This window comes from Leptolyngbya sp. BL0902 (genome assembly GCF_016403105.1).
GTDB lineage: Bacteria > Cyanobacteriota > Cyanobacteriia > Phormidesmidales > Phormidesmidaceae > Nodosilinea.
This window is the reverse complement of sequence record NZ_CP046155.1, coordinates 569,257-594,763: the sequence shown is the minus strand read 5'-3', so window position 1 is coordinate 594,763 and position 25,507 is coordinate 569,257. Positions and strand designations below refer to the sequence as shown.

Here is a 25,507-nt window from a genome sequence, read left to right as displayed (position 1 = left end):
CAGCATCTACTCCAGTTGGAGGTCGGCCTCTTGGTCGATGAAGATAATCTCTAGGCCGCGCAGGTCGGTGAAGACGAATTCTACGCGACGGTCGCGGGCAAAATCGAGTCGGGTGTTGCCCTGACTGCGCCGCTGGGTGAGGCCGAAGGGCACAATCCGCATCCGTTCTGGGGCCACGCCTCGGCGCAGGAGGTAATCCCTGGCGGCGAGGGCGCGGCGTTCGCTGAGGGCCATGTTGTAGGCGGCGCTGGCGCGGGGGTCGGTGTGGCCATGGAGTTCCACCGTGAGGAAGGGATACTCCAGCATCGTGGTGGCGATGGCATCGAGGATAGCGGCGCTTTCGGGGCTAATGTTCGACCGATCCAGCGCAAAGTGGATGTTGCGGACAATTTCCAGCACCAGGGGCTCTGGCTCTGGGGGCGGCGGCGGCGGTTCCGGTTCTGGGGGCGGCTCTGGGCGGACGGGGGGAGAACAGTCGGGTAGGTCGGGGGGCGGTGGCGGCAGGGTGGGGAACGAACCATCGGCGGCGGTGAGGGTGGCCACGGCGGCGGGCTCGGAGGTGCCGTGGGCGGGGTCGGTGGCTAGGGCGCTAACCCGACTGCCAACGGGGAGTTCCACCGTGGCGGTGAACTGCCCCGCGTCATCGGCTTGGACGGTGCCCAGATAGTCGCCCAGGGCGGCGTAGGGCTGACCCAGTTCCAGCACTTGGTACAGATCAATCTCGGTACTGGGGTCGGCGGTGCCCGTGACTAGGGCGCTGCCGCTGCTCACCACAAAGCGGTAGGCGGCAAACTCCGGGGCGTTCACCGCTCCGTTGGCTGTGTCTAGGCGACGGTGGCGAGAATTGCGGGGCGGGTTGGGGCCATCCCCGGTTTGAAAGTCTCGTACCCCCGTGTTGCCCTGGGCGATGAGATCAACGCTGAGGCCGTCTAGCTGAGCAAACTGATTGCCCCGCAGCAGGTTGCGATGGCTGGCAGGATAGGCCGCCACGGTGATGCCCGCTCCGGGCTGGTAGCCGATGGTGTTGTCGGTGACTTGGTGGTCGCTACCCATCAGGTAGAGGGCAGATCGCTGGAACCGTCGGCCATTGAACTGGATTTGGTTGTCGCGAACCTGAATGGCCCCATCGGGCTTGAACAGAAACACACCGCTGCCGTCGTTGGCGCAGATCAGGTTTCCGGTGATTTTGCTGGCGGCAATCTGCCCCTCCAGGCGAAGGGCGTCGGGCATTCCGGCCCGTCCGTTGCCGATGATGGCGTTTTCGTGAATCTGCAACCCCTCGGCCCGAAAGCCCGTAATTACGGCGCTGCCGTCGTGGAACTCGATGCGGTTGTGGCGGATCACCGTATCCACCCCGTTGAACACCACCACCCCAAAGGCCGAGGGCTGACCGGGGAGGGTTTCTTCGGCGGTGAGGCCCAGCCAGTTTTGCTCAATCACCACGTTGCGGGGGGCGAATTCGGATTCCGTCAGCCGAAACACCGACAGCGGCGGCAAGTTGGGCGCAGAATCCACCGCTGGGGCCTGGGCGCTAATGAAAATGTTGGCCGGGGGCGTGGTTTGGGTGGCTCGGTGGGCGGTGCGAAAGCCGTGCATCGTTAGCCCGCGCACGGTGACATCGCTGGCGGCAATGGTTAACCCTCGCGCCACCTCATGGCCCGGAGCCACGGTGATCGTCACCACGGGCGGGGCGGGGAATCGGGGCACCACCATCAGCGTGGGGTCGTAGCCCGCCTGGGTGGTGCCGTCAATGGTCAGCCCTGGAGCCACAATCTCCGGCAGCAGATCCGTCAGGGCAATGGTGGTTTCTCCTGCTGGCAGGGCAAAGCCAATCTCAGACCCTTGGCCGTCGTTGACGCTTCCTGGCCGCACCTCCACGAGGGCTTGCTCCGCCGGACTGAGGCTGTCCCAGGATCGGGTGCCGTTGGCCAGTTCCAAGGCTTCCCGCAGGGTGAGGACACCATCGGCCTCCGGGGGGCCATCCATTGGGCTTGTCACCACTATGCGATAACTGGGCAATGGGGTTTCTGCCCAGGCCAGCCCCACCGTCACCGTCGGCAGGGTGACGACCATCACCCCCAAGGCTATCCACCCTTGTTTCATCATGGTTCACCTCCTAGGACGGCCAAGCCGCTGGGCTGGGCATTGGGCTGATTCGCCTCAATATCATCTGCGGTTTCATCCTCTGCGGTTGCCGCCTCACCCTCGAAATGGTGGCTCCCATCGGGCGAGCTATCGTCTCCGTTAGGGTTCAAGTTGAGGGGAACGGTGGGGTCTGAGATCACTTCCTCGCTATTCAGGTTGACCGGAATGGCCGCTTCGTCCCGTTGAATGAGCGATTCTCGCTGCTGGGGTGGCGCGATGGGCTGCACCCCAAAGGAATTAAACAATTGGTTGACCTTGGCGGTGATGCCAAAGTAGGGGCCGCTGGCGGAACGGGATCCGCCGCCGCCGACAAAGCTGCCGTCGTTGGCCCGACCAAAGCTGTAGCCCAGCCCCAGTCGAACATCCGGGGTGAGGTAATACCCGGTCTCCAGGGCAAATCCAAGTTCGTTGAAGCCCACCACAGGCTGGCCAATCCAGCGCACCTCGCCGCCCACATCCCAGCGGTAGGCAAAGCGATAGTTGGCCCGGAATTGGCCTAGGTGAATGGTGTTGGAGGGGATGATGGTATCCGTGAGGCTGGTGGTGCTGTGGCGCAGCCCATACCGTCCGTAGAACTCCCACTGCCAGTTGGGGGCGTAGATGCCCTCTAGGGACAGGGTGTGATCCTGGGAGGCGCTGCCCGCCCCAAACAGCAGGGTATCGGGGGTGGTGCTGGGGTTGTTGCGAAATTCGTAGCTCAGCAGGCCGTTGAATTGATCGCTGTGGGGGTTGCGGTAGGCGAGGCCCAGCCGTAGGTTGCTGGAGTTCCCCAGTTGGTCGGTGATGGTTTGGTTGGCAAAGTTGGCCGTGTCAAACCGGAACAGGCCGCTGAGGGAGTCGGTAAATCGCCCCGCCGCCGCCGCCCCCAGCACCAGGTTGCTAGCCCCAGGGGAATCGCGATACTCCACCCGACCACTGGCCTGCCAGTTGGGGTTGTCGGTATATTCTAGCCCCACCCGGTAGGCCGTCGAGGCTTGCAGTCCCAGGGCCGAAGCTCCCGATCCGACGGCGAAGGGTTGAGCAAACTGCTGGCCTGCTCCGGTCAGGTTATAGCCCTCGCCAAAGATGCGCTCGAAGCCGATATTCGCCCGCAGCCCCGGAGCCAGCACCAGGCGATGGTTCAGCCCCACCGACCCCTGCCCGGTGACGCCGTTGTTGGCCCCCAGCAGGGAATAGCGGTTGGTGAGGGTGGTGTTGTCGTCGAGGTCGTAACTGACCAGGCTATCCAGGCTGGTGATGGAACCTGGCCCCTGGCCCCCAGAGATAAACTGCTGGGCCAACCGCAGGCTGACTCCGGGCTGCAAGGCCCATTCCAGCCCCACGGTGTTGCGGGTGGGGTAGAGGGGATCCGCCTCATTGCTGAGGTTCAGCTCGCTTTGGGCCAGGAAGTTGAGGTTTCCGGTAATCGGCAAATTAAACCGGGAGGCCAACTGGCTGGCGTTGATGGACTGGTCGCCAATGCGGTCGGTGCGGGAACGGTTGACGTAATCGACGCCGAGGGTGGCGGTGCCCAACTGCTGAATCACCCCGGCCCGATACTCGGTGAGGGTGTTGTCTACCGCTGCGCCCAAAATGGGGGTTTGGCCCGGTTGCAGCAGGGCTTCTGCCGTGGTCAGCACCGCCGGGGTGTCGCCCACATTACGCTCTTGATCCACCCCGGCCCGAAGCTGGGTGGTGGGGCCAACCTGCCCCGTAAGCTGTGCCCCCCAGCGGGTTTGCCCAGGCCGAAAGCTAACTGAAGCCGTGTTGTTAAAGCCGCTATCGGTCGAGCGAATGTAGGCTTGCCCCAGCAGCCAGTCCACCGGGGAACCGGAGGCTTCCAGGCGGTAGGCATTGCCCTCGGCGGTGGTGCCATCCATGGAGGACGACGACCGGGCAAACTCGCCCACAATGCGGCCCACATCCCCCAGGGGCAGCAGCAGGTCAACGCCGTAGAGGGTAAAGTCCTGCATCCCCTGGTCTTCTGTCATCAGGGAGGCCCCTAGCAGCAGGCCGTCATTGCCCTGGGGCCGATACTGCACCCGTCCGGCGTAGACGCTGCCCCGGTTGTTGGGGTCATCAATTTGGTAGGTGGCCACAATCCGCCGCACCAGGGTGGTGCCGAGGGGGTTGAGGTCAACGGCGCTGATCGGCTGCCGGAACAGCAGGGTGCCCCGGTCGTAGTCAATTTCGTAGTCTACCCCCCGAAAGAGCGGCTGGCGGCTGACCACCGTGCCGGGGCGGTTCAGTTCTTCAGATTCCAAAAATACATTCTCGCTGCCGCGCAGAATCAGCCGTTGCGACAGGAAATAAAAGCCGCTGGTGCCGTCGGGAGCGAGGGTATCCCGCTGGAAGGGGCGCACATTATCGCCATAGAGGGCGGTGAGCTGGATGCCGTTGCCAAAGGTGAAGTTCCCCTTCAGGCCGTGGAATTCCCGTATCGTGGCCGTAAAGCTCTGGGAGGGCGCGGCAAATTCCTGGGTGCCAAAATCCCCCCACATGAAGTAGTCGGGGTTGGCATCGGGGGCGAGGGAATCGCGCTGGAACCGCAGGTACAGGCTATCGGCGGAGGGCGTTAGAAACGAAGTGGTAGAACTGTCGCCGTAGGTGGGATAGCGCTGGTCGCAGGCTTGCACATCGCGATACAGTCCGCCCCCATCACAGCGGTCATTCAGCCCCCGCTGGCTGTTGTAGGCCCCGGTAAACGTCCAGGAACCCAAGCTGCCCGTGCCAAAAATTCCGGCACTGAGGTCGAGGCTCACGTCGTTGTTCAGGGCATCGGGGTTGAGGAAATCCTGGAAGCTGCTGAGCAGGTTGGTGCCGCCCCGCCCTAGGCGAACATCAATGACCCCAGAAATCAACGTAGGCCGCAGATCGGTTAAAAAGTGAACCTGAAGATCCGCGACCAAACGGGGGTAGCTTTCGCGGGTTTGGGCCTCCTCCAGCCCCCGCGCCGCCTTGCCCTCCACCGTAGCCCGCACCGTCACCACCTGGGCCTCTAGGGTGGAGCGCAATCGGGCTTCAAACCGCCCCTGACGAGCCAACACCTGAAAGCCACTGCGGTCGGTGTCGTAGTCGGCCCCCACAAATTCCCCGGCGCTGCTGGTCAGCGTGACCACTACATCCCGTTCAACGGGGTTGCCGTCTGGATCCAGCACTTCCCCCTCTACCACCAGGGAGGAACGGCTGTTGGCGGGGATTTGCACCTCCCGCTGGGGCCGCAGCGTCACCTGATAGTCTGCCACCACCACGGGCACCACGGGCGCTAGGGGCACCACTTCCGGCGGCACCTGGGGCACCTGATGCTGCCACGGGCTAGATTCAAACAGGTCGCTGTTTTCCCGACGGTTGGCCAGGTCTGTGGTTCCGGTTTGCCAGTTGTTGGGCTGAGGCGCTTCGCTAGACGGAGCCGCCGGGGTGCCGAAGGTTGACGGCGCTGACTGGGTACGGAAGGTGATAATCGCCTCGGTGAGGGCGGGCCATGCCTGTTCCCCGTCGGCTGCTGGAGTGCCTGCGTCGAGGGGATGCGCCCCTCCAGATTCCCCAGGGCCAGAGGCTGGAGCCTCAGCTTCCGTGCCGATGACGTCTAGGCTGACCGAGGGCCTGGATCCGGCTTCTGGGTTGATGGCGGTCGAGGATGGAGACTCTAGGGCCAGCCCATCGATCCAGGGCGATACGGCTAGGGTGGCCTCGCTCAAACCACGGTCAGGCGAGGATCCTGGAACCGTCTCTGCCCAGGCCGGATTGACCCCGCTCCAGGATCCGGCCAGGGTGGCCAGCAGCCCCAGCCCCCAGCGTCGAGAGAACAGAACGGTCATGGCTGCTCCTCCCCAAAGGTCGGTGTTACGGCAAAGTTCATGCGGGCCATTCCTCCTGGCGATAGGCGCACCATCCGAGACACGCTATTTTCCTCAATGCGGAAGAGGTTGGGAGCCAGGGTATACCCCGGCATACTGTACAGATCCAGGGTGCCGACGCGATGACCGGGCAGCACATTGATTAAGGAGAACAGCCCATCGGCATCGGTGAGGATGCGGTTGCCGTCATCCATGAAGATCACGGCGTTGGGTACGCCCGGTTCCCCTGGCTGCTGCTGGCCATCGAAGTTTTTGTCCACAAACACCCGCCCCACAATGGTGCCGCAGTCGGCCAAAATGCCGGGGCGGATGGTCATTTGGTAGGTGGCGGTGACGGTGGGTGCCCCAGGGGTGGCGGCTTGGGCAATGTTGCGGCCATCGCCACGCACCGCATCCGGCGTCATCAGTACCGCATAGGCCACGGTGATGGACTGCCCCGGCGGCAGTTCACCAAAGGTGAGCCGCAGGGCACTGCCCATGTTCATCACCTCGGTGGGCGGGTTGGGGATGGCCTGAATCGAGTCGGGTACGTAGGTCATCCCTAGGGGCAACTGGTCGGTGATCGTCACCGGATTGGCCACCGCCTCAGAGACGTTCGTAACCACCAGGCGATACACCACCACATCCCCCGGTTCCGCCGCCGCCCGATCCGACGTCTTGATGATTCGGAGTTCTGGCGTTGGGGCGTTGATGGTAATCCGGGCGTTGGCAGAAACCGTGTTGGTTCCCGGTGCCGACGCCTCAACCCGGTTCACCCCATCGCCGCCGACCGCATCAGCCGTTACCCGCACCGCGTAGTTGATGGTAATTGCTCCATCGGGGGGGAGGGTGTCAAAGGTGAGGATGAGGGTGCGATCTGCGGCATTGACGGTCTGATCCCGAATGTCTGAGGTCGCTCGGATCGAGTCCTCTAGGTAGGCCAAGCCCAAGGGCAACTGGTCGGTTACAGTCACCGGGGCGGCCACCACCGCAGACACATTGCTCACCACCACCTGGTAGTTCACTAAATCGCCAGGAGTTGCCTCGGACTGAACTACGGTCTTCTCAATTGCTAGCTCTGGCGGCGATGGATTGACCGTCACCTGAGCCCTATCGCGGACGGGGGGAAGACCGGGCGTGGTGGCCTGGACTTCGTTGACCCCATCGGCCTCCGGCGCATCGGCGGCAATGCGGACGTTGTAGGTCACGGTGAGGGCCTCCTCACCGGGCAGGGTGGCAAAGGTGAGGGTGAGGGTGCGCCCAAGGATTTCCACCTGGGTAGGCGCGTTGGGCGTCGCCTGTACCGAGGAAGCCACATAGGCAAAGCCATCGGGCAACTGGTCAATGATGGTCAAGGGGGTGGCCGCCACGGTGGAGGTGTTCGTTACCACCACCTGGTAGCCCACCAGCCCGCCAGGGGGAGCCACCGTCCGTGCAGCAGTCTTCTCAATTTCAAGTTGGGGCGGCGGGAAGGGCGGCGGCACCACCGTCACCGGAACCCTAGCGCCCACGGGCGGTACCCCCGGCGTTGAGGCTTGGGCCCGATTGATGCCGTCCCCGTTGGCGGCTTCAGGCGTCACCTGGGCCGAGTAGGTGACGGTGAGGGCTTCTCCGGCGGGCAGGGTGGCAAAGGTAAGGGTGAGGGTGCGCCCGTTAATCTCCACCGCCGTCGGGGCATTGGGGGTAGCCTGCACCGAGTTAGGAATGTAGGCAAACCCTACGGGCAACTGGTCGGACACAGTCACAGGTGTCGCCGCCACATTGGAGGGGTTCCTCACGACAACTTGGTAATCCACCACGTCGCCCGGTGCCGCCGCCGTCCGATTGGCGGTCTTCTCAATCCGAAGCTGGGGTGGGGGCGAGGGCGGAGGCACCAGGGTGACGCGGACGTTGTCCACCACTGGCGGCACCACCCCCGGCACCTCTGCTTGCACGGTATTGACCCCGTTGCCCGCCGTTGCCCCTGGGGCAATGCGAACGTCGTAGGTGAGGTCAATGACGGCCCCAGCGGCTAAGGGATTATAGGTGAGGGTGAGGGTGCGGTTGGCTGGGTCGAGGGTTTGCGTCAAGGCGGGGGGCACCGATTGGATGGAGTTGGCCACGTAGCTAAAGCCCACGGGCAACTGATCCACCACCCTCACAGGATCCAACGTCACCGTGGAAATGTTTGTCACCTCCACCTGGTAGTTCACCACATCCTCTGGAGCCGCCGCTGTGCGGTTGGAGGTCTTGACAATGGCGAGGGCCGGGGCCGCACGGGTAACAGTAACAGTAGCCCTAGCAACCACGATAGGAGCCCCCGGCGTGAGGGCTTCAGCGGTGTTCACCCCATTGCCATCGGGGGCATCGGCGGCAATGCGAACGTTGTAGGTCACGCGAATCTCGTCGCCCGGATTCAGCGCTCCGTAGGTGAGGGTGAGGGTGCGGTTGGCCGCGTCAATTGCTGGGGGTGCGGTGGTCGCGGGTACTGATTCGATGGAGTTGGCCACGTAGCTAAAGCCCACGGGCAATTGATCCACCACCGTTACCGGATTGGCCACCACTGTGGAGACGTTCTGCACGATGACCTCGTAGTTCACCGTATCGCCTGGGGCCACCGTGGGACGAGCGACGGTTTTCTCAATGCTGAGCTCCGGGATCGGGGTGCGGCTGATCAGCACCGTGGCGTTGGCCGTTACAGTGGGGGCTCCTGGGGTGGAGGCTTCGGCGGTGTTGACTCCATTGCCATCGGGGGCATCGGCGGCAATGCGAACGTTGTAGGTCACGCGAATCTCGTCGCCCGGATTCAACGCGCCGTAGGTCAGCGCAAGGGTGCGGTTGGCGGTGTTGATAGCGGGGGGATTCGTCGGGGCGGGTACCGAAGCCACGGTGCTGGCCACATAGCTAAAGCCCCCAGGCAACTGGTCGGTAATCGTCACCGGGTTCGCCACCACCGTAGAGACGTTTCGCACCACCACGGTGTAACCGACGGTGTCGCCCGGTGCAGCCGTGGCGCGGGCGGTGGTTTTCTCAATGCTAAGTTCTGGAATTGGGGTGCGGCTCACAACCACCTCAGCGGTAGCCGTGACGGGGGGAACTCCGGGGGCAGAGGCTTCAGCGGTGTTGATACCACTGCCGTCAGGGGCATTGGCCGCAATCTGCACCTCGTAGGTGACGCGAATCTCGCCGCCAGGGGCAAGCGTGCCGTAGGTGAGGGTGAGGGTACGGTTGGCGGTGTTGATGGCAGGAGGATTGGCGGGGGCGGGCACCGAAGCCACGGTGCTGGCCACATAGCTAAAGCCCCCAGGCAACTGGTCGATAATCGTCACCGGAGTTGCCGCCACCGTGGAAGGATTCCGTACTACGACTTCATAGTTCACCGTATCGCCCGGTGCCGCCGTCGCCCGACTCACGGTCTTTTGAATCGTGAGCTGAGGCAGCGCCGCCACAGGCACCGTGGTGGTGATGGAGGGGGGCAAGGTCACAGGGGGCAGCCCACCGCCCGGATCGTAGGATGCTTGGGCCTGGTTCTGAATTAGGGTCGGTGCAGCCTGAGCATAGGCCGCGGTTGTTCCCTGGGGCCAGTTTCCCCAGGCAAGGCTAACCAAAAGCGATAGGGCAAAGAGAAACCCTAGCCACAAGTGCCGATAACGTCGTCTCACACTCACCCTCTGGGGTTTCACCCTCACACCGTATAAACCAAGCAGACCCGTAAGGCGAAGACCGTGCTTCATCATCGGGCTAGGCCATGGCTGGATTCGCCCCGACGTTAACCATGATCCCTAGCCCTGATCCCTAGCACTCAATGCCAGCAGGACAGATGGCTTTCGCCTTGTCATGTCGGTCTGTTGCAGATTACCCGTATTTTTACGGACTGAATCTTAAGTTTTCACAAAACTACATTAAATTTCTTCTTGCAAGTCAGATTTGTCATCATTGCGTCGGTACTGCCCCATCCATCGCCCATGGGGGCGGCTGGCCAGGGATGAGTTTTGTAAAAAGCTGAAGCAGCCTCCCAGCCGGGGGCTATGATCACACTATCTGGGACGAGAACACCGCATTTCCCCAGCGGCCCTTCAACCCTCATGCGCCATTACGTTTTCTATGGGGTAAGCCTTGCAATATGACCACCGACTCCTCCGCTAACCCAGGCCAAGACAGTGCTTTCCACGATGGCTACAGCCCCCTGGTGGGCAGCGAGTCACGGGTAGAAAGCCCGCGCTATCGCTGCCCGGTCGCCAGTTGCCATCAAACCTGGTATCGCCACAGCAACGATGAAGCAATTCCCCACTGCCCCATCCACGATGTGGTCATGGTGCGAGACAGCAAAGTACATTAGGCCCCAGGGCGCTCCCGCCAAGGAGACGCCCTGATGGGCCTAGGCCAGGACAAGGCTTAAAACCCCATAGCCTGGGCTAGGACGTTCAGTTCTGGCACCAGTCCGCCCTTCACCTGGTTGTTGCTGTGGGTGATGGCGGTGTCGGGATCCTTGAGGCCGTTGCCCGTGAGCACACAGACCACCTTGGCGGCGGCGGGCACTTGGTCTTTCACCTTCAGCAGTCCGGCCACAGAGGCGGCACTAGCGGGTTCACAGAAGATGCCTTCTAGGGCCAAAATCCGGTAGGCGTCGAGGATTTCCTCGTCGGTGACGGCGGTAAAGCTGCCACCGCTGGCATCGCGCACCGCCTCGGCGGGCTTCCAACTGGCGGGGTTGCCAATGCGGATGGCAGTGGCCAGGGTGTGGGGGTCGGCAACGACGTGGCCGTTGACCAGGGGAGCCGCCCCAGCAGCCTGAAAGCCCATCATCTGGGGCAGACGGCATTTGCCCTGCTGGTGATATTCACTGAAGCCCATCCAGTAGGCGGTGATGTTTCCGGCGTTGCCCACAGGAATGCAGAGCCAGTCGGGGGCATCACCCATCACATCCACAATTTCAAAGGCGGCGGTTTTTTGCCCCTGCAAACGGTAGGGGTTGACCGAGTTCACCAGGGTAACGGGATAGTCTTTAGCCAGTTCTTGCACCATCCGCAGGGCATCGTCAAAGTTGCCTTGGATGGCCAGCACCTCGGCTCCGTAGAGCAGGGCTTGGGCCAGCTTGCCCAGGGCCACATAGCCGTCAGGGATGAGCACAAAAGCCCGCATGCCGCCCCGTCGGGCATAGGCCGCCGCCGCCGCCGAGGTATTGCCCGTACTGGCGCAGATCACCGCTTCGGCCCCGTCTTCCTTGGCCTTAGAGAGGGCCATGGTCATCCCTCGATCCTTAAAGCTTCCGGTGGGGTTGAGGCCGTCATACTTCACCCAGACCTGCACCCCTCGGCCAATGCGCTCGCTGAGGGCAGGCATGGCAATCAGCGGCGTGTTGCCCTCGCAGAGGGTGACGACCGGGGTCTGATCCGATACGGGTAGATAGGGGCGATAGGCTTCGATCAGCCCTGGCCAAGGCTGAGTGCCGGGGCTGGGGACGCTAGGAGGCGAAACGGCGCTAACTTCACGGGAAGAGGGGGTGAAACGAATCGTCACGGTAGGCTCAAGCAAAAAACGATTAGGGGACGAACAAACGCTGGATTAAAGCGGGACAAAGGTTAAGGCTGGCCCAGGGATAGCGTTCATCCCCAGATACCCCAACCCCATCGGTGGCGCAACTGCCTTCCCAGTTTACCGTGTGCGATGCCCCGATTTGGCGACCTTGCTGCGGGGGGGATGGAATCCACAGGGCTTCGCCCCACCGTTCCAGTTGGGAAACTGCCATGGCAGACGCTCGGCGGTCTGAGCCACGTAGTTTAAGATAGTCCTCTAGACAGAATAGTTAAAATAGCTTAACGTTCTGACTGAGTAGCTGACTGAGTATATTTCACTAGGGTCTTGCCGATGAACGCCCCCGCTGATCGCGTCAATGTCTCCGCCCCATCCCTCGACCTTGGGGAGGTTGACCGTGAAACGGCCCCCGCCGCCGATGACAAGATTTGTTGGATCGGGGTGAGCCAATCGCCCTACGGCCCCGATCACCAGGTTGAACTGCTGCACCTGCAAGCGGAGGCAGATGCCCTGCTGTTGCAGCTTCAGACCCTTCAGCAGCAACGCCAGACCAGCGCCAAGTCTTTGGCCCAGTAGCCTGATAGCCCACCCCTAGGCTAACCCGTTCTCATCCATGGGTCAGTCCCCTAGGGGGCCATGCGCCATCTCCCAGAGAATTCGCTATCCTTTGGGATGAGTTGTGGGGAATAAGGCGCATGAGCTATTCAAGGACATCCTACTCAGGGTCATCCCAAGGGCGGTCGTCCCAGACGAGACCCCCGAAAATTACAGTGCTTCCTGGCCCCGGCAGTGCCAGCCCTAGGCCCAACCGTAGGCTGTACCTTGGCATCGCAGGAGGGGCCTTGGTAGCCCTGGCCATGGGCGGCGGGTTGAAGCTATGGCAGCATCAGCAGGCCGACCCAGGCGCTACGGCATCGGCGGCGGCCAGCCTAGCCGACGGCTCCCAGGAAACGACGGCGGTGTCGGTAGATGGGTCCCAGCCCGCTGGTTTTCCAGAGCCTTTTCTCGCCGCGACCCCCGATCCTGCGGATCCAACCCTGCTGCAATCAACGCCGTCCCAGGCGCGGGTGCCCACCGTCGCCGCTGGACGCCCCGACCCCTTTTCGCCGTTGGTCATTCCTGCGGCTACCCCGGCCCGGCCCACTCCGGCCCTCGTAACTGCCCCGCCGCCCCCGCCTGTCCCCATGCCCGCGCCCGCTGCGGCTCCCTCCCAGCCCGCTGGCCCTCCGTCTTTACCCACGGGGGCAGCGGCCCAAAGCTTGCCTCCTCTACCCACAGTCACCCTCTCCAATTTGCCCGCCCCCCCAATTCCGGGGGGATTTCCTCTGTTGCCAGAGGCCACCTTAGACACGGCTCCGGTGGTTCAAAGTGCGGTTGATCAAGTCACGATTAGCGGTGTGGTGCAGATTGGCCAACAGGTTCACGCCATCGTCGTCGATCCCGGCAATCCTTCGGGGCGGCGCGTTTCCCAGGGAGATACCGTCGCAGGGGGGCAGGTGCGGATCAAGACCATCGACCTCTCAGGGGTTGATCCTACGGTGGTGCTTACCTACAACGGTCGAGACTATTTCCGTAGCGTTGGCGGTGCGGGATCGCTCTAGGGTGATCGGATTTAACCTCCCCAAGCCAGGCTCGGCAGCAAGCTACCCTCCCCGCTGGTGGCCCACTGGCGGGTTTTTGGCTGAACGATAGCCTTAATCTCTACCCAGACCTCGGCCCTGGGATCTGCCCTAGGCCGTGTTTAGTCCTGCACCGACAGATTTAGGTGGGTTTCGAGGTGGCCCATAACCGGGCGCGTGGTGGCTAGGGTGTGGCCGCTGACCGGAGCGGTGTAGGGCGGAAAAGGGCTGGCCGCAATGGCCACATGGCGATCACCCACCGCCAGTCCGTGGGTGGGGTCGAAGCCACGCCAACCGCCACCAGGCACATAGACCTCGGCCCAGGCATGGAGATCGCGCTGTGCAGCCTCATCCCCCGCCTCGTAGCCGCTGACAAACCGGGCAGCGAGCCCCACCGACCGACAGACCTCCATAAACAGCACCGTAAAATCGCGACAACTGCCAAGGCGCTTTTCCCAGGTTACGCCCGGTGGCCAGGGATCGCCTGTGCTGCGGGTGGTGTAGGCACAACTATCGTAGATACGCTGGGTGAGGGTGGTAAGAAAAAAGCTAACGTTACCGTCTACCTCATGGCTCAGATCCGCCGCCAACTGGGCTGCTCGCGGAGAGGTGGTGGGGTAGAGGATGGGCTTGAGATAGGGCTGGAGGATGGCTACCAGACTGCTGGGATAGTCAATGGGTAGGGTAGCGGCCCAGGGCTCTAGGAGATAGTCAAAGGGATTGACGCGATAGGTTTCGACCTCGGTGGTGGTCGTTACCGTGAACTGGTGGGCGGGGGTAGGATCAAACCAGAGGCGGTGGGTGTGGTTGCCGTTGGTGTCGAGGAGGGCGGTTTGCTGCACCGGGGGCGGGGAGACCTCTAGGTGGAAATAGCTCACCCGCTGGGCCGCGTCGGTGCGGGGATGCAGCCGCAGGGTGTGGGGCTGGAGCAAAACGGGCTCCGGATAGCGGTAGGTGGTATGGTGCTGAATATGAAAGCGCATGGCTGAATTTAACCTCCTGGGAGCGCCACTACCTTAGCGCAAGGGGGGCTCTGGTTCTGTATGCCTGCGGTCTTCCCTTGGCCAAAGCCCCGGCCCATCCGTCCCCGGCGATCTGGCTAGGTACCCCGCTAAAAGCCGCCCGCTCCATGCTCGCCAAGGCGTTGACCTGTGATCATGCCGTTTGGGATCGCTGGAAGATCGGGGTGGTGCCGTTCTGCCGATTACCGATGGCGCGATAGGGCGATCATGGCGAGCTACCTCCGTTGCCCTAGGGCAGACTTTTGGAAACCTTAGCCGTCCTTTGGTGGTCTATGGCCTTAATCGCTAAATGCCCTAATCGCAGCCAATCCCCCCAGGGATCATCCGATATGTAGAGGTTTACAAGATTAAGCATTTATAAAATAACATTGTCGCCACCGGAAAAGGCCGTCATAATATGAGCTATATCAAAGACTGTATTTTTCTGAATTCCTCGCAATGGGCCTAGTTCGTTGCGAGCTTATTTTTGGAGAAATTCAGGTCGCAGGTTTGTTTTTTCGCACCCTAAAGTAGCTAGGATTACAAAAATGATTTTTATGTCTCAACAGGTGCATTGCCCCAACTGTGGTCACTTGGCCGAACGTCATCATTTGCAAAAAGAACAGTTGGTGCGCACCCAGTGTAATGCCTGCGATTACCTTATGATTACCTGTACCCGCAGCGGCAAGGTGATCGAAGCCTACGCGCCGGGGCTGTTTGTGGGGTCGGCTCGTTAGCTCATCCCCCATCCCACCCAAGCTAGGAAGTATAGCTATGATCTCGCCGGAAATGGTGCTGCGGCAATGTCGCCTCTTAAATCACGATGGAGATGTCGATATTGCCATTCAAGACGGTGTCATTCAGGCCATTGCGCCTCGGCTAGAGGTGTTTGGGGGCCAGGAACTGGCGGTACAGGGAAAGCTCGTCAGTCCGCCCTTTGTGGAGTCCCATATCCACCTAGACTCGGCCCTCACCGTGGGCGAACCGCGCTGGAACCAGAGCGGCACCCTGTTTGAGGGCATCGACATCTGGCGGGAACGCAAGCAGTCCCTCACCCTAGAGGATGTGAAGCAACGGGCGACGGCCACTCTGAAATTGCTGGCCCAGCAGGGGACGCTCTTTGTCCGCAGCCATGCCGATGTTAGCGAACCCAGCCTCACCGCCCTAAAAGCCTTGCTGGAGGTGCGGGAGGCGGTGAAGGACTGGATCACCGTGCAGGTGGTGGCCTTTCCCCAGGACGGCATCTATGGCAGTCCCGGCAACGACGCCCTGATCGAGACGGCGATGGAGATGGGGGCCGATGGGGTGGGGGGCATTCCCCACTACGAACTCACCCGCGAGGACGGGGTGCAGTCTGTCCACCGCATTTTTGATCTGGCCCAGCAGTACGGTCGCCTGGTGGATATCCACTGCGATGAAATTGACGACGATCAATCCCGCTTTTTAGAAGTCGTCGCCGCCTGCGCCCTGCGATCTGGCCTGGGGGATCGCGTCACCGCCAGCCACACCACCGCCTTCGCCGCCTACAACAACGCCTACGCCACCAAGCTCATGGGCTTGCTAGAGCGATCCCAAATTAACTTCGTCGCCAACCCCCTGATTAACATCACCCTCCAGGGCCGCGCCGATACCTACCCCAAACGACGGGGCATCACCCGCGTCAAGGAACTGTGGCAGCGGGGGCTCAACGTTAGCCTCGGTAACGACTGTGTGCAAGACCCCTGGTACAACCTGGGCACAGGCAATATGCTGGCCGTCGCTTCCATGGCCGTCCACGCCTGCCACATGACCGGACAGGCGGAAATCGACGCCTGCTACGCCATGGCCACCCACCACGGAGCCAAAACCCTCCAGGTGGAAGACCAGTACGGCCTTGAAGTGGGCAAGCCCGCCAACCTGATCGTCCTCGATGCCGACAGCCCCTACGACGCCATCCGCCGCTGCGCCACCGTCACCCACGTCATCTCCAGGGGCCAGCTCTTAGCCCAAACCCAGCCCGCCGCCACCACCTGGCTAGGCGTCGATGCCTAGAACCGTTGATACCTGGGCACCGGGGCCATGGCCCCTAGGCAATTTGCGGTTTCTGCTGGGCCAGGAAGGGGTGTACTTCATGGGGAGCCAGGGGACGGGCGAAGTAATAACCCTGGCCGCTGTGGCAGCGGTGGCTCTGGAGGTACTGCATTTGGTCGTAGGTTTCAATACCTTCAGCGACCACCCGCAGGTTAAGGCTTTGGGCCAAGTTGAGGATGGCATGGACGATGGTTCCGTTGCTGTCAGCGTGGCCTTGCAGCGGGTCGATGAAGGACTTATCAATTTTGAGAATATCAATGGGAAAGCGGTGCAGGTAGCTGAGGGAGGAATAGCCCGTCCCGAAGTCGTCCATGCAGATTTGGATGTGGCGCTGGCGCAGTTGCCCCAGGAGATCAATAGCGGCCTGGGCATTTTGAATGAGGACAGTTTCGGTAATTTCAATTTTGAGGAAGCGGCCACTGATTTCATTGGAGACCAGGGCATGATCGATCTGAGGAATCAGATCGGAGCGCATGAACTGCTTCCCCGAAAGGTTCACATTCATAGACAGGGGCAGGTGGGGATATTGCAGTTGCCACTGGCGTAGTTGCTGGCAGGCATGGTTGAGCGCCCACAGGTCGAGGTGGGCAATCAGGCCCGTACTTTCGGCAACGGGAATAAAGTCGCTGGGGGAAACCACGCCCGCCGTGGGATGGCACCACCGCATCAGTGCCTCAAACCCCTCTACCTGAAAAGTGTTGAGGTTGATAATCGGTTGATAGTACAGCACAAACTCCTGGCGTTCGATAGCCCGCTGGAGGTCGCTTTCGATCTGCATTCGCTGCACGGCATGGGCGTGCATGGGCGCGTCAAAAATGGCGTATTCTCGACCACTCGTTTTGGCCTGATACATGGCAATATCGGCATCGCGCAGGACATGGTTGGGGTCGGTGTAGGCGAGGGATCCTAGGGCAATGCCAATGCTGGCCCGCACAAATACCTCATAGCCATCCAGGATCATCGGTGCCTCTAGGGCCGCATGGATACGGCGGGCCAGATTAATGGCAACTTGGCTATCGGCTAAGCAGGCGAGCAGCACAACAAATTCATCGCCCCCCAGGCGGGCGGCGGTATCCGTGGGGCGCAGGCAGCTTTGCAGACGGTCCGCCACAGCGCGGAGGAGCTGATCGCCAATGGTGTGGCCGAGGCTGTCGTTCACCACCTTGAACCGATCTAGGTCTAGGAACAGTACGGCAAACTGGTGGCCCCTGGGAACCCGCAGTTCGGCCAAGTTAGATTCGTAGGGCAGCACGCAGGCGGGCGGGGCGGGGGCCGCTTGGTGCAGATCGTCCATGGCCTGGGAGAGCCGCTCTAAAAACAGCACTCGGTTGGGCAGGGCCGTTAGCTTGTCATGGAGAGCCTCATAGCGCAACTTGGCTTCTAGGCGTTTGCGGGCGGCTAGTTCGGTTTGGGCCTGCTGATAGAGTTCCGCCTGCTGGATGGCAATGGCCAGATGATCCGCCACCCGTTTGAGGAGGTCTTGTTCCTCCGGCGTCCAATGGCGGGGCTGGGCATAGGGGCCTTGGTGCAGGCTCAAAATCCCCCTCACCTCACCCCGGTAGCGAATGGATACCGCTAGTATCGCCCCAATATCCCTACTCTGAACCCTTGCCTGCATAGCGGCAGTAGCCAGCCGAGGATCCTGGGTCACATCATCTACGGCCACCGGATCGTCTTGGCTGAGGATAAGCTGGGCGTGGGGGTTGTCCACCACAGGAATGCCAACCCCTTTGAGGTCTGCAAAGCCGGGGGCCGCCGCCGTGGTGGTATGGATCAGCACCTCATCGGTGGCCTGACAGAGAATCACCAGGCTGCGGCTGGCCTTGAATACTTGAAGCATCTGATCCGCCGCCCGCTGAAGCAGATCTTCTAATTCCAGGCTGTCGCTAATGGCGGTGACAATGGTGTTGAGCAGCTTTTCCTGCTCAGCCAGGAGGGTTGTTTTCGCCAGCAGTTCGCCCTGGTAGAGGGCAATGGCCAACTGATCGGCCAGTTGTTGCACCAGATCAACCTCTTGGGCCTGCCACGGGCGCGGGGCGCGGCAGTGGTGGACGTGGATGAAGCCCCAGAGCTTGTCGCTGTAGCGGATGGGAATACTCAGGTGAGATGTCGCCTCAACCTGATCGAACCAGCGCCGCTGGTCGGCCCCTAAGGAAGGTGGGGGGGGATCAGAGTTGGGGCCTTGGCTCAGCAGGGGATCAGCCTCCTGCACCAGGGTGGCGTCCAGCCAGGTTGGCGGTAGGGCGATCTCCAGCGCCGAAGCCCAGGGTGGCTCCACGGATTCCACCAATCCAGTGCCGCTGCCGTCGGGGTTAATCTGGTAAACCATCACCCGATCCGTTTGGAGAAACTGGCGAATATCGTCCACGATGGTCTGCAAAATCTCGCCGACCTCTAGGGACTGGTGGATGTGTTGGGTGAGGGTACGCAGCAAATGCTCTTCCTGAGCCTGCCGATGGCTGGCCTGCTGGGCTTCGACCAGGGGGGTAATGTCGGTGGCAATGGTTCCAATCGCCCCCGTTCCATCGCCTTCCTTGGTCATAATGGGGAACAGCACGGTGCTAAACACCTTCTCCCCGGTGGGCAGCGCTAACCGATCCTCCACCGTGATGGACGCTTGGCTGGTGATCACCTGCTGAATGCGAGCCATGAACAGTGGCAATACCTCCGGCGGCATGAACCGATCTAGGGGCAGGCCCATCATGTCCTGGGCCTGGAGATGAAATTGATCCGCCACGGCCTGGTTCACACTGAGATAGGTGCCATGGCCATCAATGAAGGTGACGAGGGCGGGAGTGTTAGCAATGAAGGATTCTAGCTGGGCGGTCGTCGCAGCTAGGGCTAGTTCGGCCTGTTTGCGATCACTATAGTCAAAAATAATCGTGTCCCAGGCGGTGTCACCGTTATCTAGACGTTCGGGCCGACCGATACCATGGATCCACTTCTGCCGTCCGGATGGGGTATGAATCCGCCAGTCGTAGACCCAGGTCGTCAGGTCGCGGGCTGAGACCTGCACCGACTCCCACATGGCCAGCCGATCCTCCGGGTGCACTGCGGCCCACAGGGCTTGGGCATTCTCCAGGATCTGATCTGCCTCCACCTCCCAAACCTCGACGCAGCCTTGGTTCATGTAGGTGATTGAGTCGCTGCCGTCGGTGTGGAGTACGTAGCGAAAGATCGCACCGGGCAGGTTGCTGGAGATATTGCGAAACCGCAGCTCGCTTTCCCGCAGCCGCTCCTCGGCCTCCTTGCGGTCGGTAATATCGACATCCACGCCGCGCATCACCAAGGGTTGGCCCTGGTTATCGTACTCTACGGTGCCCTGGCCCAAGGCCCACCGCACGGTACCATCGGCCCGCAGAAAGCGAAACTCAATGGTGTACTCCGCCTGTTTGGCAATGGCCTGCTGAATCGCCTGGGCCACCCGATCCCGATCCTCTGGGTGGATCATCTCCCGGACGCTGTCAATGTGCCCATCAAAGCTGCCCAGAGCCAGCCCCATTAGTTTCTCCAGGCTCTCCGACCAGATGACCTGGCCGCTCGAAAAATGCCATTCCCAAGTGCCCATGTGGGCTGCTTCGAGGGCGGTTCGCAGATGGTTTTCTTGGGTTTGTAGGCGATGTTCTGAAACCTGCAAAAATTCTATGGCCTGCCGTAGTTCCGTAATATCTCGCTGCACCCCACAGCAGCCCACCACCCGGCCCTGGTCATCGTAGAGGCAGATTACATCACTTTCTACCACCAGCGCCGACCCATCCTGACGTTGTTCCTCGGTTTCTAGATGGGCGCGGCCACTGTCCAACAGTTGTTGAAGGGTGGCGTGTCCGCCCGCAGGATCGTGGGCAAAGAAATCAGCCCAAGCCCTGCCGATTAAGTCCTCCGGCTGGGCAAGATACTGGTCGCAAAAGGCCTGGTTGACCCTTGTCATCCGCAGGTGCGTCCAAATCTGCTCTAGCATTTCGTCGGGGTCGTCCATGGCGGGCCACACCACGGGCCGTTCCATCCGCATTAAGAAGAAGCCGTCGAGACTTTGATCAAACAGAAAGTTCAGGAGGAGATCCTCCTCCTTTGCGGCGTCCGTTTCCGCTTCTTTGCCGAGCGGTTCTAGCCCAAACCCCACCTCGCCTGGAGCCCCGATCTTGGCCCAGGTAGATAGCCTGATCTCATCCTTCCCGTACTGAGCATCGGCCATTACGGTTCACTTATGTTGGGCAAAACAGCCATGTCAGACAACCATGTCAGACAACCACGACTCAACCAAGCTCATTCTTCCCAAAAGTTCAGCCCAGTTTGTCAGATCCTGCGACAACCCTTAACGTTTCTTAGGATTGTTCCACGGAACGTCATGGAAGCTGTAGTGCGCCCTGTCGCCTCCCCCTAAGAGTGCCCCACCTTGGCAGGTCGCGGTTAGGGATGGCGTGGAAGTCTGAGCCAATTTCCGCCTAGGGAATGCCCCACTATTTTAATCAACGGTGGCCATCGCTATCCAGCCAGGGCCGCCCGAATAGCCTCGATGCGCTTGCGGTTTACTCCCAAGTCCGACTCGCCCAGGCGAGAGGCTGACCGCACATGAATCACGGCAGCATCCGGGTCGGCGTAGAACTCTACATCGTCCACATAGCCCATCAGCCGACTGGTGAATTCGGCATAGAGGTAGGTGTCGCTTTTTTCGATAATGGCGGTGCGGGGCATGGCCGTAATCACCGCTTCCAGCCGACTCAGGGCGCTGGCCGTATCGCCGCTGTAGGCAATGGGGGCAATGGCGTGGTCGGCATCGGGGTTGCCCTGGCTCACCACGCAGTTGGGCGAACTGGGGCAGGGGGCAAGCTGGCCATTTTTCACGCCCAAATTACTAGGGCGCTGACCCGCAAACAGCGAACCCAAGAACGGCAAAGCAGCTAGGGGCATAGGACTGGTGGGGGCGGCAAGAACAGGGGGAACAGCGGCGGTCAAAACAAGACACAGCGCTAGAAAAAGAGCGCTTAGACGGTGCAAAAAGGGCATGGGCATGGGCTGTTGTAGTGGGGCAAACTCTGGAAGGGAAACAAGATGACTGGGCAAGGGCGGTGGGTTCTGCAAGAAAACTTTACCCTCTGTAAGATAGCAAAAGATATTCCCAGGGTTGCCCTGTCCTACGGCTGATTCGGTTCCTCATTCGCGCTTAAATACCCCATGACTACGACTCTAACCGCCGCTTCCTCCATCGCCGATGTGCTGCAACGGCAGCGCACCTTCTTTGCCACCGGAGCCACCCGTGGGGCTGACTTTCGGCTCGCCCACCTCAAAAAACTGCGGGACGGCATTGTGCGCTACCAGGATAAAATTGTGGCCGCAGCCACGGCAGACCTAGGGCGTCCGGCCTTTGAGGGCTATTTTGAGGTGGGGGCCATTAGCGAACTCGACTACGTCATTAAGCACCTGCGGGCTTGGATGCGGCCTCGCAAGGTGTCGCTGCCCCTCAACCAAAAACCAGGGTCAGCCTGGATCCAGCCAGAACCCCTGGGGGTGGCGCTGATTATCGGCCCCTGGAACTATCCCTTCCAGCTCATGATTTCCCCCTTGGCGGGCGCGATTGCGGCGGGCAACTGCGCCATTCTGAAGCCGTCGGAACTGGCCCCCGCCACCTCCCAAGTGCTCGCTAAGCTGGTGGCTGAAATCTTTGACCCCGCCCATGTAGCCCTGATCGAAGGCGGTGTAGAAACGGCCCAGGCGCTGCTGGCGGAGCGGTTTGACCATGTGTTCTTCACCGGGGGCGAGCGCGTTGGTAAGGTGGTGATGCAGGCGGCAGCCCAGCACCTCACGCCCGTCACCCTAGAGTTGGGCGGCAAAAGCCCTTGCATCGTCACCCCCGACATTGATCTAGCGGTGACGGCCCGCCGCATTGTCTGGGGCAAGTTTTTGAACGCGGGCCAAACCTGCATCGCCCCCGACTACCTGCTCGTCCACGAAAGCATCAAGCCCGCCCTAGTGGAAGCCCTCCAACAGCGCATCCAAGCCTGCTATGGCGACAACCCGGCCCACAGCCCCGACTTCTCCCGTGTGGTCAACGAGCGGCAGTTTGATCGCCTGGTGAGCCTGCTGGATCGCGGCAACATCCTGATTGGAGGCGACCACAGCCGCCCGGATCGCTTCATTGCCCCCACCCTCATCGACGGCATCACCTGGGACGACCCCATCATGCAGGAGGAGATCTTTGGCCCCATCCTGCCCATCCTCACCTATCGCACCCTAGAGGAAGCCCTCACCGCCATCAACCAGCGCCCCAAACCCCTGGCTCTCTACCTCTTCTCTAAGGACAAAGCCACCCAAGACCAAGTGCTGCACCACACCACCGCCGGATCCCTCTGCATCAACGACGTGATTTTGCAGGTGGCCGTGTGGGATTTGCCCTTTGGCGGCGTGGGCAGCAGCGGCCTCGGCAGCTACCACGGCCCCCACAGCTTCAACACCTTCTCCCACCTCAAAAGCGTCCTGAAAAAGCCCTTCTGGATGGATTTAGACTGGCGCTATCCGCCCTACGAGGGCAAGGTGCAACTGTTCAAGCGGTTCATTGGCTTGTCTTAACCCCGCCGCGCCCCTAGGACAAGTACCAGCCTGCCCTAGCCGACCGCCCTCCCAGCCTGGGCCTAGTCCTGGATCCAGCTCGACAGGCGCAGGTGAGCAATGGTTTCGATCTGGCGGAGGGCCGTGGCTTTTTCGGTAGCAAGGTCGTTGGTGAGGCGCTGGGTGAAGTTTTCCAGAATCGAGGCCTTGGTGTGCCCTGCCACCGCCAGGATGAAGGGAAAGCCGAAGCGTTCCTTGTAGCGCTGGTTCAGTGATTGAAACTGCTCGTATTCTGCCGCCGAAAGCTGGGTCAGCCCTGCCTGACTCTGTTCGGCCACCGAGGCCTCCGCCATGGCCACACGGGTGCCTAGGTCGGGGTGAGCTTGGATGAGGGCCAACTGATCGGCCTCAGCCATAGCCCGCACGAGGGCCACCATCCTGCTGTGTAAATCGGCCACCGAGGCAAAGGGGCGCTGGGGCCACACCTGGGCGGCAATCTGGGGAGTGTCTTCAAAGGTGGGGCCGATAGCTTGGACAAACTCGGCCTCGGTCATTTGGTTGAGTTGGGCGAGGGGGTAGGGCATAGCGTCATGGGTAGGAGGTGAGGGGAGAAGCGGTCTAGATCAGCGCGGCTAGGTCGCCTGAGACTGGGCAACCCAGCGGCAAAACCCCAGCCCCAGGGCCGTTAGCAGGGTAATGCCTAGGAGTCCAGCCAGGGGGTTGCCATCTAAACCTGTCACCCAGGCTGGAACACGACCCGTAGGCTGTAACAAATGGCCGACGTTGAACACGTAATACATCCCCACCAGGCCGCTGTGCAACCCCACCGCTGGCCCCAGGCTATCCTCGCGGGGGATGGGCACCAAGGCCACCCGCCGCGCCCACACCAGAACCATGCCCAGCAAAAAAAGCCCGAAGAACTGGGGCAGCATTTGTAGCATCACTGCTGGGGGCTTGATAAAGTGGGCCACCGCGAAGATCAGGCTATTGGCAATCAGCGCCACCCTCGCAGACAACCCCCGTTCTAATTCCCCCAGCAGCCAGCCCCGGAAGAGAATTTCCTCGGCCCAGCCCACCGCCAAGGCCGTGAGGGCAGCGCCTAATAGAATGCTGCTCCAGGGATTTGTTGCTATGGCCTCAGCGTTGAGAGTGGCCCAGCCTGCGCCCCACTGAATTACCCCCAGGGCCACAATGCTGATAATCCCCAGCCCCAGGCCGATGCCAAAGCCCCGCCCCAGCCGCCAGACTCCGGTGAAGCCGACAGATCGCCAGGGTTGCCGCAAACCATGTACCCGCCGCTGCCACTGGGGCAGAAGGGCCAAAAATACCAGGTACAGCATGGCCGTGGGCACCAGATCACCACCGGGAAGCCGCCCTTGGCCAGAGAGGCGGTAGAACGGCCAAGCCACCGGAAACCAGAGAGCCACCGCCACGCCTAAAAAGGTGATTACCCTAGCCCAGGCGGGCCACTGGGCCACCTTCCACGGCAACCGCTGGAGCCATTTCCCGTTTTTCATCGGGCCTATTCGTCCGGCTCGATGGTGCTGGTCAAACCGAGGCCCCGTAGGCTCTCGCTGTAAAATTCGGCGTGTTCGAGGGCGCAGGTAATGACCAAGGCCACCCCCGCCGTGTGGGCCTGCATCATAATATCGACAGCCTGGGGCATGGTGAGGCTAGGCACCACCTTCAGCAACGACTCCACCACGTACTCCATGGAGTTGAACTCGTCATTGTGAAGCAGCACCCGATAGCGGGGGGCGGGCTTACGAATGGTTGAGGTTGACTTCTTTTCAATCGTTTCAACCGACACAGCGACACCTCATGCTCCCAGGACTAGCGTTGCTCTGCGGGTTCTGGCGATAGGATCTAGCCCAGCATCGCTCTCCTATAGCCTGCCGTGGCAGACTGAGGCCAGTGAACCCTTTGACTATGTTGGGCGATGCTCCATCATCATAAAACGTTACCTTGGGTTTGGCATCTTTCCCCCGGCCAAGTTACGGCTCTGCCCACCCCCTCCTCCACCCATTGTTGGTTCCACGGTTTCCCGATCTATGACCGCAATACCTTGATCGGCTAGGTTTCAAGGTACAAGGATTCCCTTAAGGGTGATCCCAAACCTTAGCAAGGTATCGGCTCCACGCGCCCTTCGCAGCTTTGTTCCAGGATGTCCGTATCCAATCGCCATGATCAAAAACGAGCATTCCCAATCATCCCCAGATCAGCCCTTTCAGCCGCATCAAATTGTCTACCTAACCTGCGACCAAAGTCGGCTTTACACCGAGGTCATTGAGGTTTTGACGGATCGGCAACTCGCCTGGGTGAGGCCCCTGGTGCTGTCCACCCCGAAGGAAACCCTGCCCCTAGCAGCAGCTTCGGCCCTAGGCTGGGAACAGGGGGCTGGGCACGACGCGCCAGCAGTTCCAGATTTGATCTGGCCCCTAGCGCAGTTTACCCCGGCCCTCGATACCGACTTCCTAGCCCTGCTGACGACGATCTCTCCCCCCACCGCTGGCGCTGTTCGTCGCGATCAAGGGGCTGTCGTGTCCCAGTTCATCCGCCGCCTGTGGGGCACAAGGGCGGTCTCTCCTCCCCCTGCCTAAGAGGCGCTGCCAGAGGGACTGAGGCACAAGGGATTTGAACTCAGTAGTTTTACGATCTGAGCCTTTTTGTAAATTTCAGGTGAAGCTTTATAAACTTTATAGAATGGTCAGGGATCGTGTTGAACAATAGCAGGCACCCTTGAGCCCCCAAGCCTAGCCCAGGGGAGGCTGGGGGATCTGAGGGTGACTGTCGTAGAACG

The 25,507-nt window shown here is 61.2% G+C and carries 18 protein-coding genes; 7 read left to right on the top strand and 11 right to left on the bottom strand.

Going from position 1 to position 25,507, the window contains the following annotated elements; genetic code table 11:
• Positions 1-6 precede the first annotated feature (6 nt).
• From GFS31_RS21215 to GFS31_RS02690, 3 genes are read right to left on the bottom strand one after another with little or no spacing between them, the layout of a single operon-like run.
• A complete protein-coding gene (locus GFS31_RS21215; protein ID WP_198806756.1) occupies positions 7-2,106 on the bottom strand; it encodes an OmpA family protein in 2,100 nt (699 codons plus the stop codon).
• On the bottom strand, positions 2,103-5,942 hold the full coding sequence (locus tag GFS31_RS02695) for a TonB-dependent receptor (protein ID WP_198806755.1): 3,840 nt from the start codon (positions 5,940-5,942) through the stop codon (positions 2,103-2,105). Before GFS31_RS02695 ends, GFS31_RS21215 begins: the two co-directional genes overlap by 4 nt.
• Positions 5,939-9,424: an isopeptide-forming domain-containing fimbrial protein gene (locus GFS31_RS02690; RefSeq protein WP_198806754.1), complete on the bottom strand. Its 3,486-nt coding sequence runs from the start codon at positions 9,422-9,424 to the stop codon at positions 5,939-5,941. The genes GFS31_RS02695 and GFS31_RS02690 overlap by 4 nt, the downstream gene beginning before the upstream one ends.
• A gap of 638 nt (positions 9,425-10,062) precedes the next feature.
• Between GFS31_RS02690 and GFS31_RS02685 the strand changes: the two genes are divergently transcribed.
• Positions 10,063-10,278, top strand: coding sequence for a hypothetical protein (locus GFS31_RS02685; RefSeq protein ID WP_198806753.1), 216 nt, complete (start codon positions 10,063-10,065; stop codon positions 10,276-10,278).
• 56 nt (positions 10,279-10,334) lie between these two features.
• Here the strand turns inward: GFS31_RS02685 and thrC are convergent, their stop codons facing one another.
• Both thrC and GFS31_RS02675 read right to left on the bottom strand, forming a co-directional pair.
• The gene (thrC, locus tag GFS31_RS02680) at positions 10,335-11,369 is read right to left on the bottom strand and encodes a threonine synthase (protein WP_225907726.1); all 1,035 of its coding nucleotides are present in this window, start codon (positions 11,367-11,369) and stop codon (positions 10,335-10,337) included.
• 112 nt (positions 11,370-11,481) lie between these two features.
• A complete protein-coding gene (locus tag GFS31_RS02675; RefSeq protein ID WP_198806751.1) occupies positions 11,482-11,688 on the bottom strand; it encodes a hypothetical protein in 207 nt (68 codons plus the stop codon).
• Between the two features lie 119 nt (positions 11,689-11,807).
• On the opposite strand from GFS31_RS02675, the gene GFS31_RS02670 reads away from it, so the two are divergent.
• Positions 11,808-12,050, top strand: a complete 243-nt coding sequence (locus tag GFS31_RS02670; RefSeq protein ID WP_198806750.1) for a hypothetical protein — start codon at positions 11,808-11,810, stop codon at positions 12,048-12,050.
• A gap of 266 nt (positions 12,051-12,316) precedes the next feature.
• Positions 12,317-13,075, top strand: coding sequence for a hypothetical protein (locus tag GFS31_RS02665; RefSeq protein ID WP_198806749.1), 759 nt, complete (start codon positions 12,317-12,319; stop codon positions 13,073-13,075).
• Positions 13,076-13,215: 140 nt separating this feature from the next.
• Here GFS31_RS02665 and GFS31_RS02660 read toward each other — a convergent pair whose 3' ends face one another.
• Positions 13,216-14,076, bottom strand: coding sequence for a transglutaminase N-terminal domain-containing protein (locus tag GFS31_RS02660; protein WP_198806748.1), 861 nt, complete (start codon positions 14,074-14,076; stop codon positions 13,216-13,218).
• 566 nt (positions 14,077-14,642) lie between these two features.
• On the opposite strand from GFS31_RS02660, the gene GFS31_RS02655 reads away from it, so the two are divergent.
• Positions 14,643-14,831, top strand: a complete 189-nt coding sequence (locus GFS31_RS02655) for a replication restart DNA helicase PriA (RefSeq protein WP_198806747.1) — start codon at positions 14,643-14,645, stop codon at positions 14,829-14,831.
• A gap of 37 nt (positions 14,832-14,868) precedes the next feature.
• Entirely contained in the window at positions 14,869-16,125 is a 1,257-nt protein-coding gene (codA, locus tag GFS31_RS02650) for a cytosine deaminase (RefSeq protein WP_198806746.1), read from the top strand.
• A 34-nt stretch (positions 16,126-16,159) separates the two neighbouring features.
• On the opposite strand, the gene GFS31_RS02645 is transcribed toward codA, so the two are convergent.
• Both GFS31_RS02645 and GFS31_RS02640 read right to left on the bottom strand, forming a co-directional pair.
• On the bottom strand, positions 16,160-20,356 hold the full coding sequence (locus tag GFS31_RS02645) for an EAL domain-containing protein (protein ID WP_198806745.1): 4,197 nt from the start codon (positions 20,354-20,356) through the stop codon (positions 16,160-16,162).
• Between the two features lie 290 nt (positions 20,357-20,646).
• Entirely contained in the window at positions 20,647-21,072 is a 426-nt protein-coding gene (locus tag GFS31_RS02640; protein ID WP_198806744.1) for a DUF1499 domain-containing protein, read from the bottom strand.
• A gap of 264 nt (positions 21,073-21,336) precedes the next feature.
• On the opposite strand from GFS31_RS02640, the gene GFS31_RS02635 reads away from it, so the two are divergent.
• Complete coding sequence (locus GFS31_RS02635; protein WP_198806743.1) at positions 21,337-22,728, top strand: aldehyde dehydrogenase; 1,392 nt, start codon at positions 21,337-21,339, stop codon at positions 22,726-22,728.
• 62 nt (positions 22,729-22,790) lie between these two features.
• Here GFS31_RS02635 and uraD read toward each other — a convergent pair whose 3' ends face one another.
• The 3 genes from uraD to clpS are packed head-to-tail and all read right to left on the bottom strand — an operon-like array spanning position 22,791 to position 24,517.
• On the bottom strand, positions 22,791-23,291 hold the full coding sequence (gene uraD, locus GFS31_RS02630; protein WP_198806742.1) for a 2-oxo-4-hydroxy-4-carboxy-5-ureidoimidazoline decarboxylase: 501 nt from the start codon (positions 23,289-23,291) through the stop codon (positions 22,791-22,793).
• A gap of 48 nt (positions 23,292-23,339) precedes the next feature.
• Positions 23,340-24,224 (bottom strand): CPBP family intramembrane glutamic endopeptidase, encoded by an 885-nt coding sequence (locus GFS31_RS02625; RefSeq protein ID WP_198806741.1) that lies wholly within the window; start codon positions 24,222-24,224, stop codon positions 23,340-23,342.
• Positions 24,225-24,229: 5 nt separating this feature from the next.
• Positions 24,230-24,517 carry an ATP-dependent Clp protease adapter ClpS gene (clpS, locus tag GFS31_RS02620; RefSeq protein WP_198806740.1) on the bottom strand — a complete coding sequence of 96 codons (288 nt, stop codon included), beginning with the start codon at positions 24,515-24,517 and terminating at the stop codon, positions 24,230-24,232.
• 373 nt (positions 24,518-24,890) lie between these two features.
• Between clpS and GFS31_RS02615 the strand changes: the two genes are divergently transcribed.
• The gene (locus GFS31_RS02615) at positions 24,891-25,307 is read left to right on the top strand and encodes a hypothetical protein (RefSeq protein WP_198806739.1); all 417 of its coding nucleotides are present in this window, start codon (positions 24,891-24,893) and stop codon (positions 25,305-25,307) included.
• The last annotated feature ends 200 nt before the right edge of the window (positions 25,308-25,507 follow it).

Bases quoted from the DNA above. Each gene is read 5' to 3' on its own strand.
- GFS31_RS21215 (WP_198806756.1), bottom strand. From the start codon at position 2,106: ATGATGAAACAAGGGTGGATAGCCTTGGGGGTGATGGTCGTCACCCTG.
- GFS31_RS02695 (WP_198806755.1), bottom strand. From the start codon at position 5,942: ATGACCGTTCTGTTCTCTCGACGCTGGGGGCTGGGGCTGCTGGCCACC.
- GFS31_RS02685 (WP_198806753.1), top strand. From the start codon at position 10,063: ATGACCACCGACTCCTCCGCTAACCCAGGCCAAGACAGTGCTTTCCAC.
- GFS31_RS02675 (WP_198806751.1), bottom strand. From the start codon at position 11,688: ATGGCAGTTTCCCAACTGGAACGGTGGGGCGAAGCCCTGTGGATTCCA.
- GFS31_RS02670 (WP_198806750.1), top strand. From the start codon at position 11,808: ATGAACGCCCCCGCTGATCGCGTCAATGTCTCCGCCCCATCCCTCGAC.
- GFS31_RS02660 (WP_198806748.1), bottom strand. From the start codon at position 14,076: ATGCGCTTTCATATTCAGCACCATACCACCTACCGCTATCCGGAGCCC.
- GFS31_RS02655 (WP_198806747.1), top strand. From the start codon at position 14,643: ATGATTTTTATGTCTCAACAGGTGCATTGCCCCAACTGTGGTCACTTG.
- codA (WP_198806746.1), top strand. From the start codon at position 14,869: ATGATCTCGCCGGAAATGGTGCTGCGGCAATGTCGCCTCTTAAATCAC.
- GFS31_RS02645 (WP_198806745.1), bottom strand. From the start codon at position 20,356: ATGGCCGATGCTCAGTACGGGAAGGATGAGATCAGGCTATCTACCTGG.
- GFS31_RS02640 (WP_198806744.1), bottom strand. From the start codon at position 21,072: ATGCCCCTAGCTGCTTTGCCGTTCTTGGGTTCGCTGTTTGCGGGTCAG.
- GFS31_RS02635 (WP_198806743.1), top strand. From the start codon at position 21,337: ATGACTACGACTCTAACCGCCGCTTCCTCCATCGCCGATGTGCTGCAA.
- uraD (WP_198806742.1), bottom strand. From the start codon at position 23,291: ATGCCCTACCCCCTCGCCCAACTCAACCAAATGACCGAGGCCGAGTTT.
- GFS31_RS02625 (WP_198806741.1), bottom strand. From the start codon at position 24,224: ATGAAAAACGGGAAATGGCTCCAGCGGTTGCCGTGGAAGGTGGCCCAG.
- GFS31_RS02615 (WP_198806739.1), top strand. From the start codon at position 24,891: ATGATCAAAAACGAGCATTCCCAATCATCCCCAGATCAGCCCTTTCAG.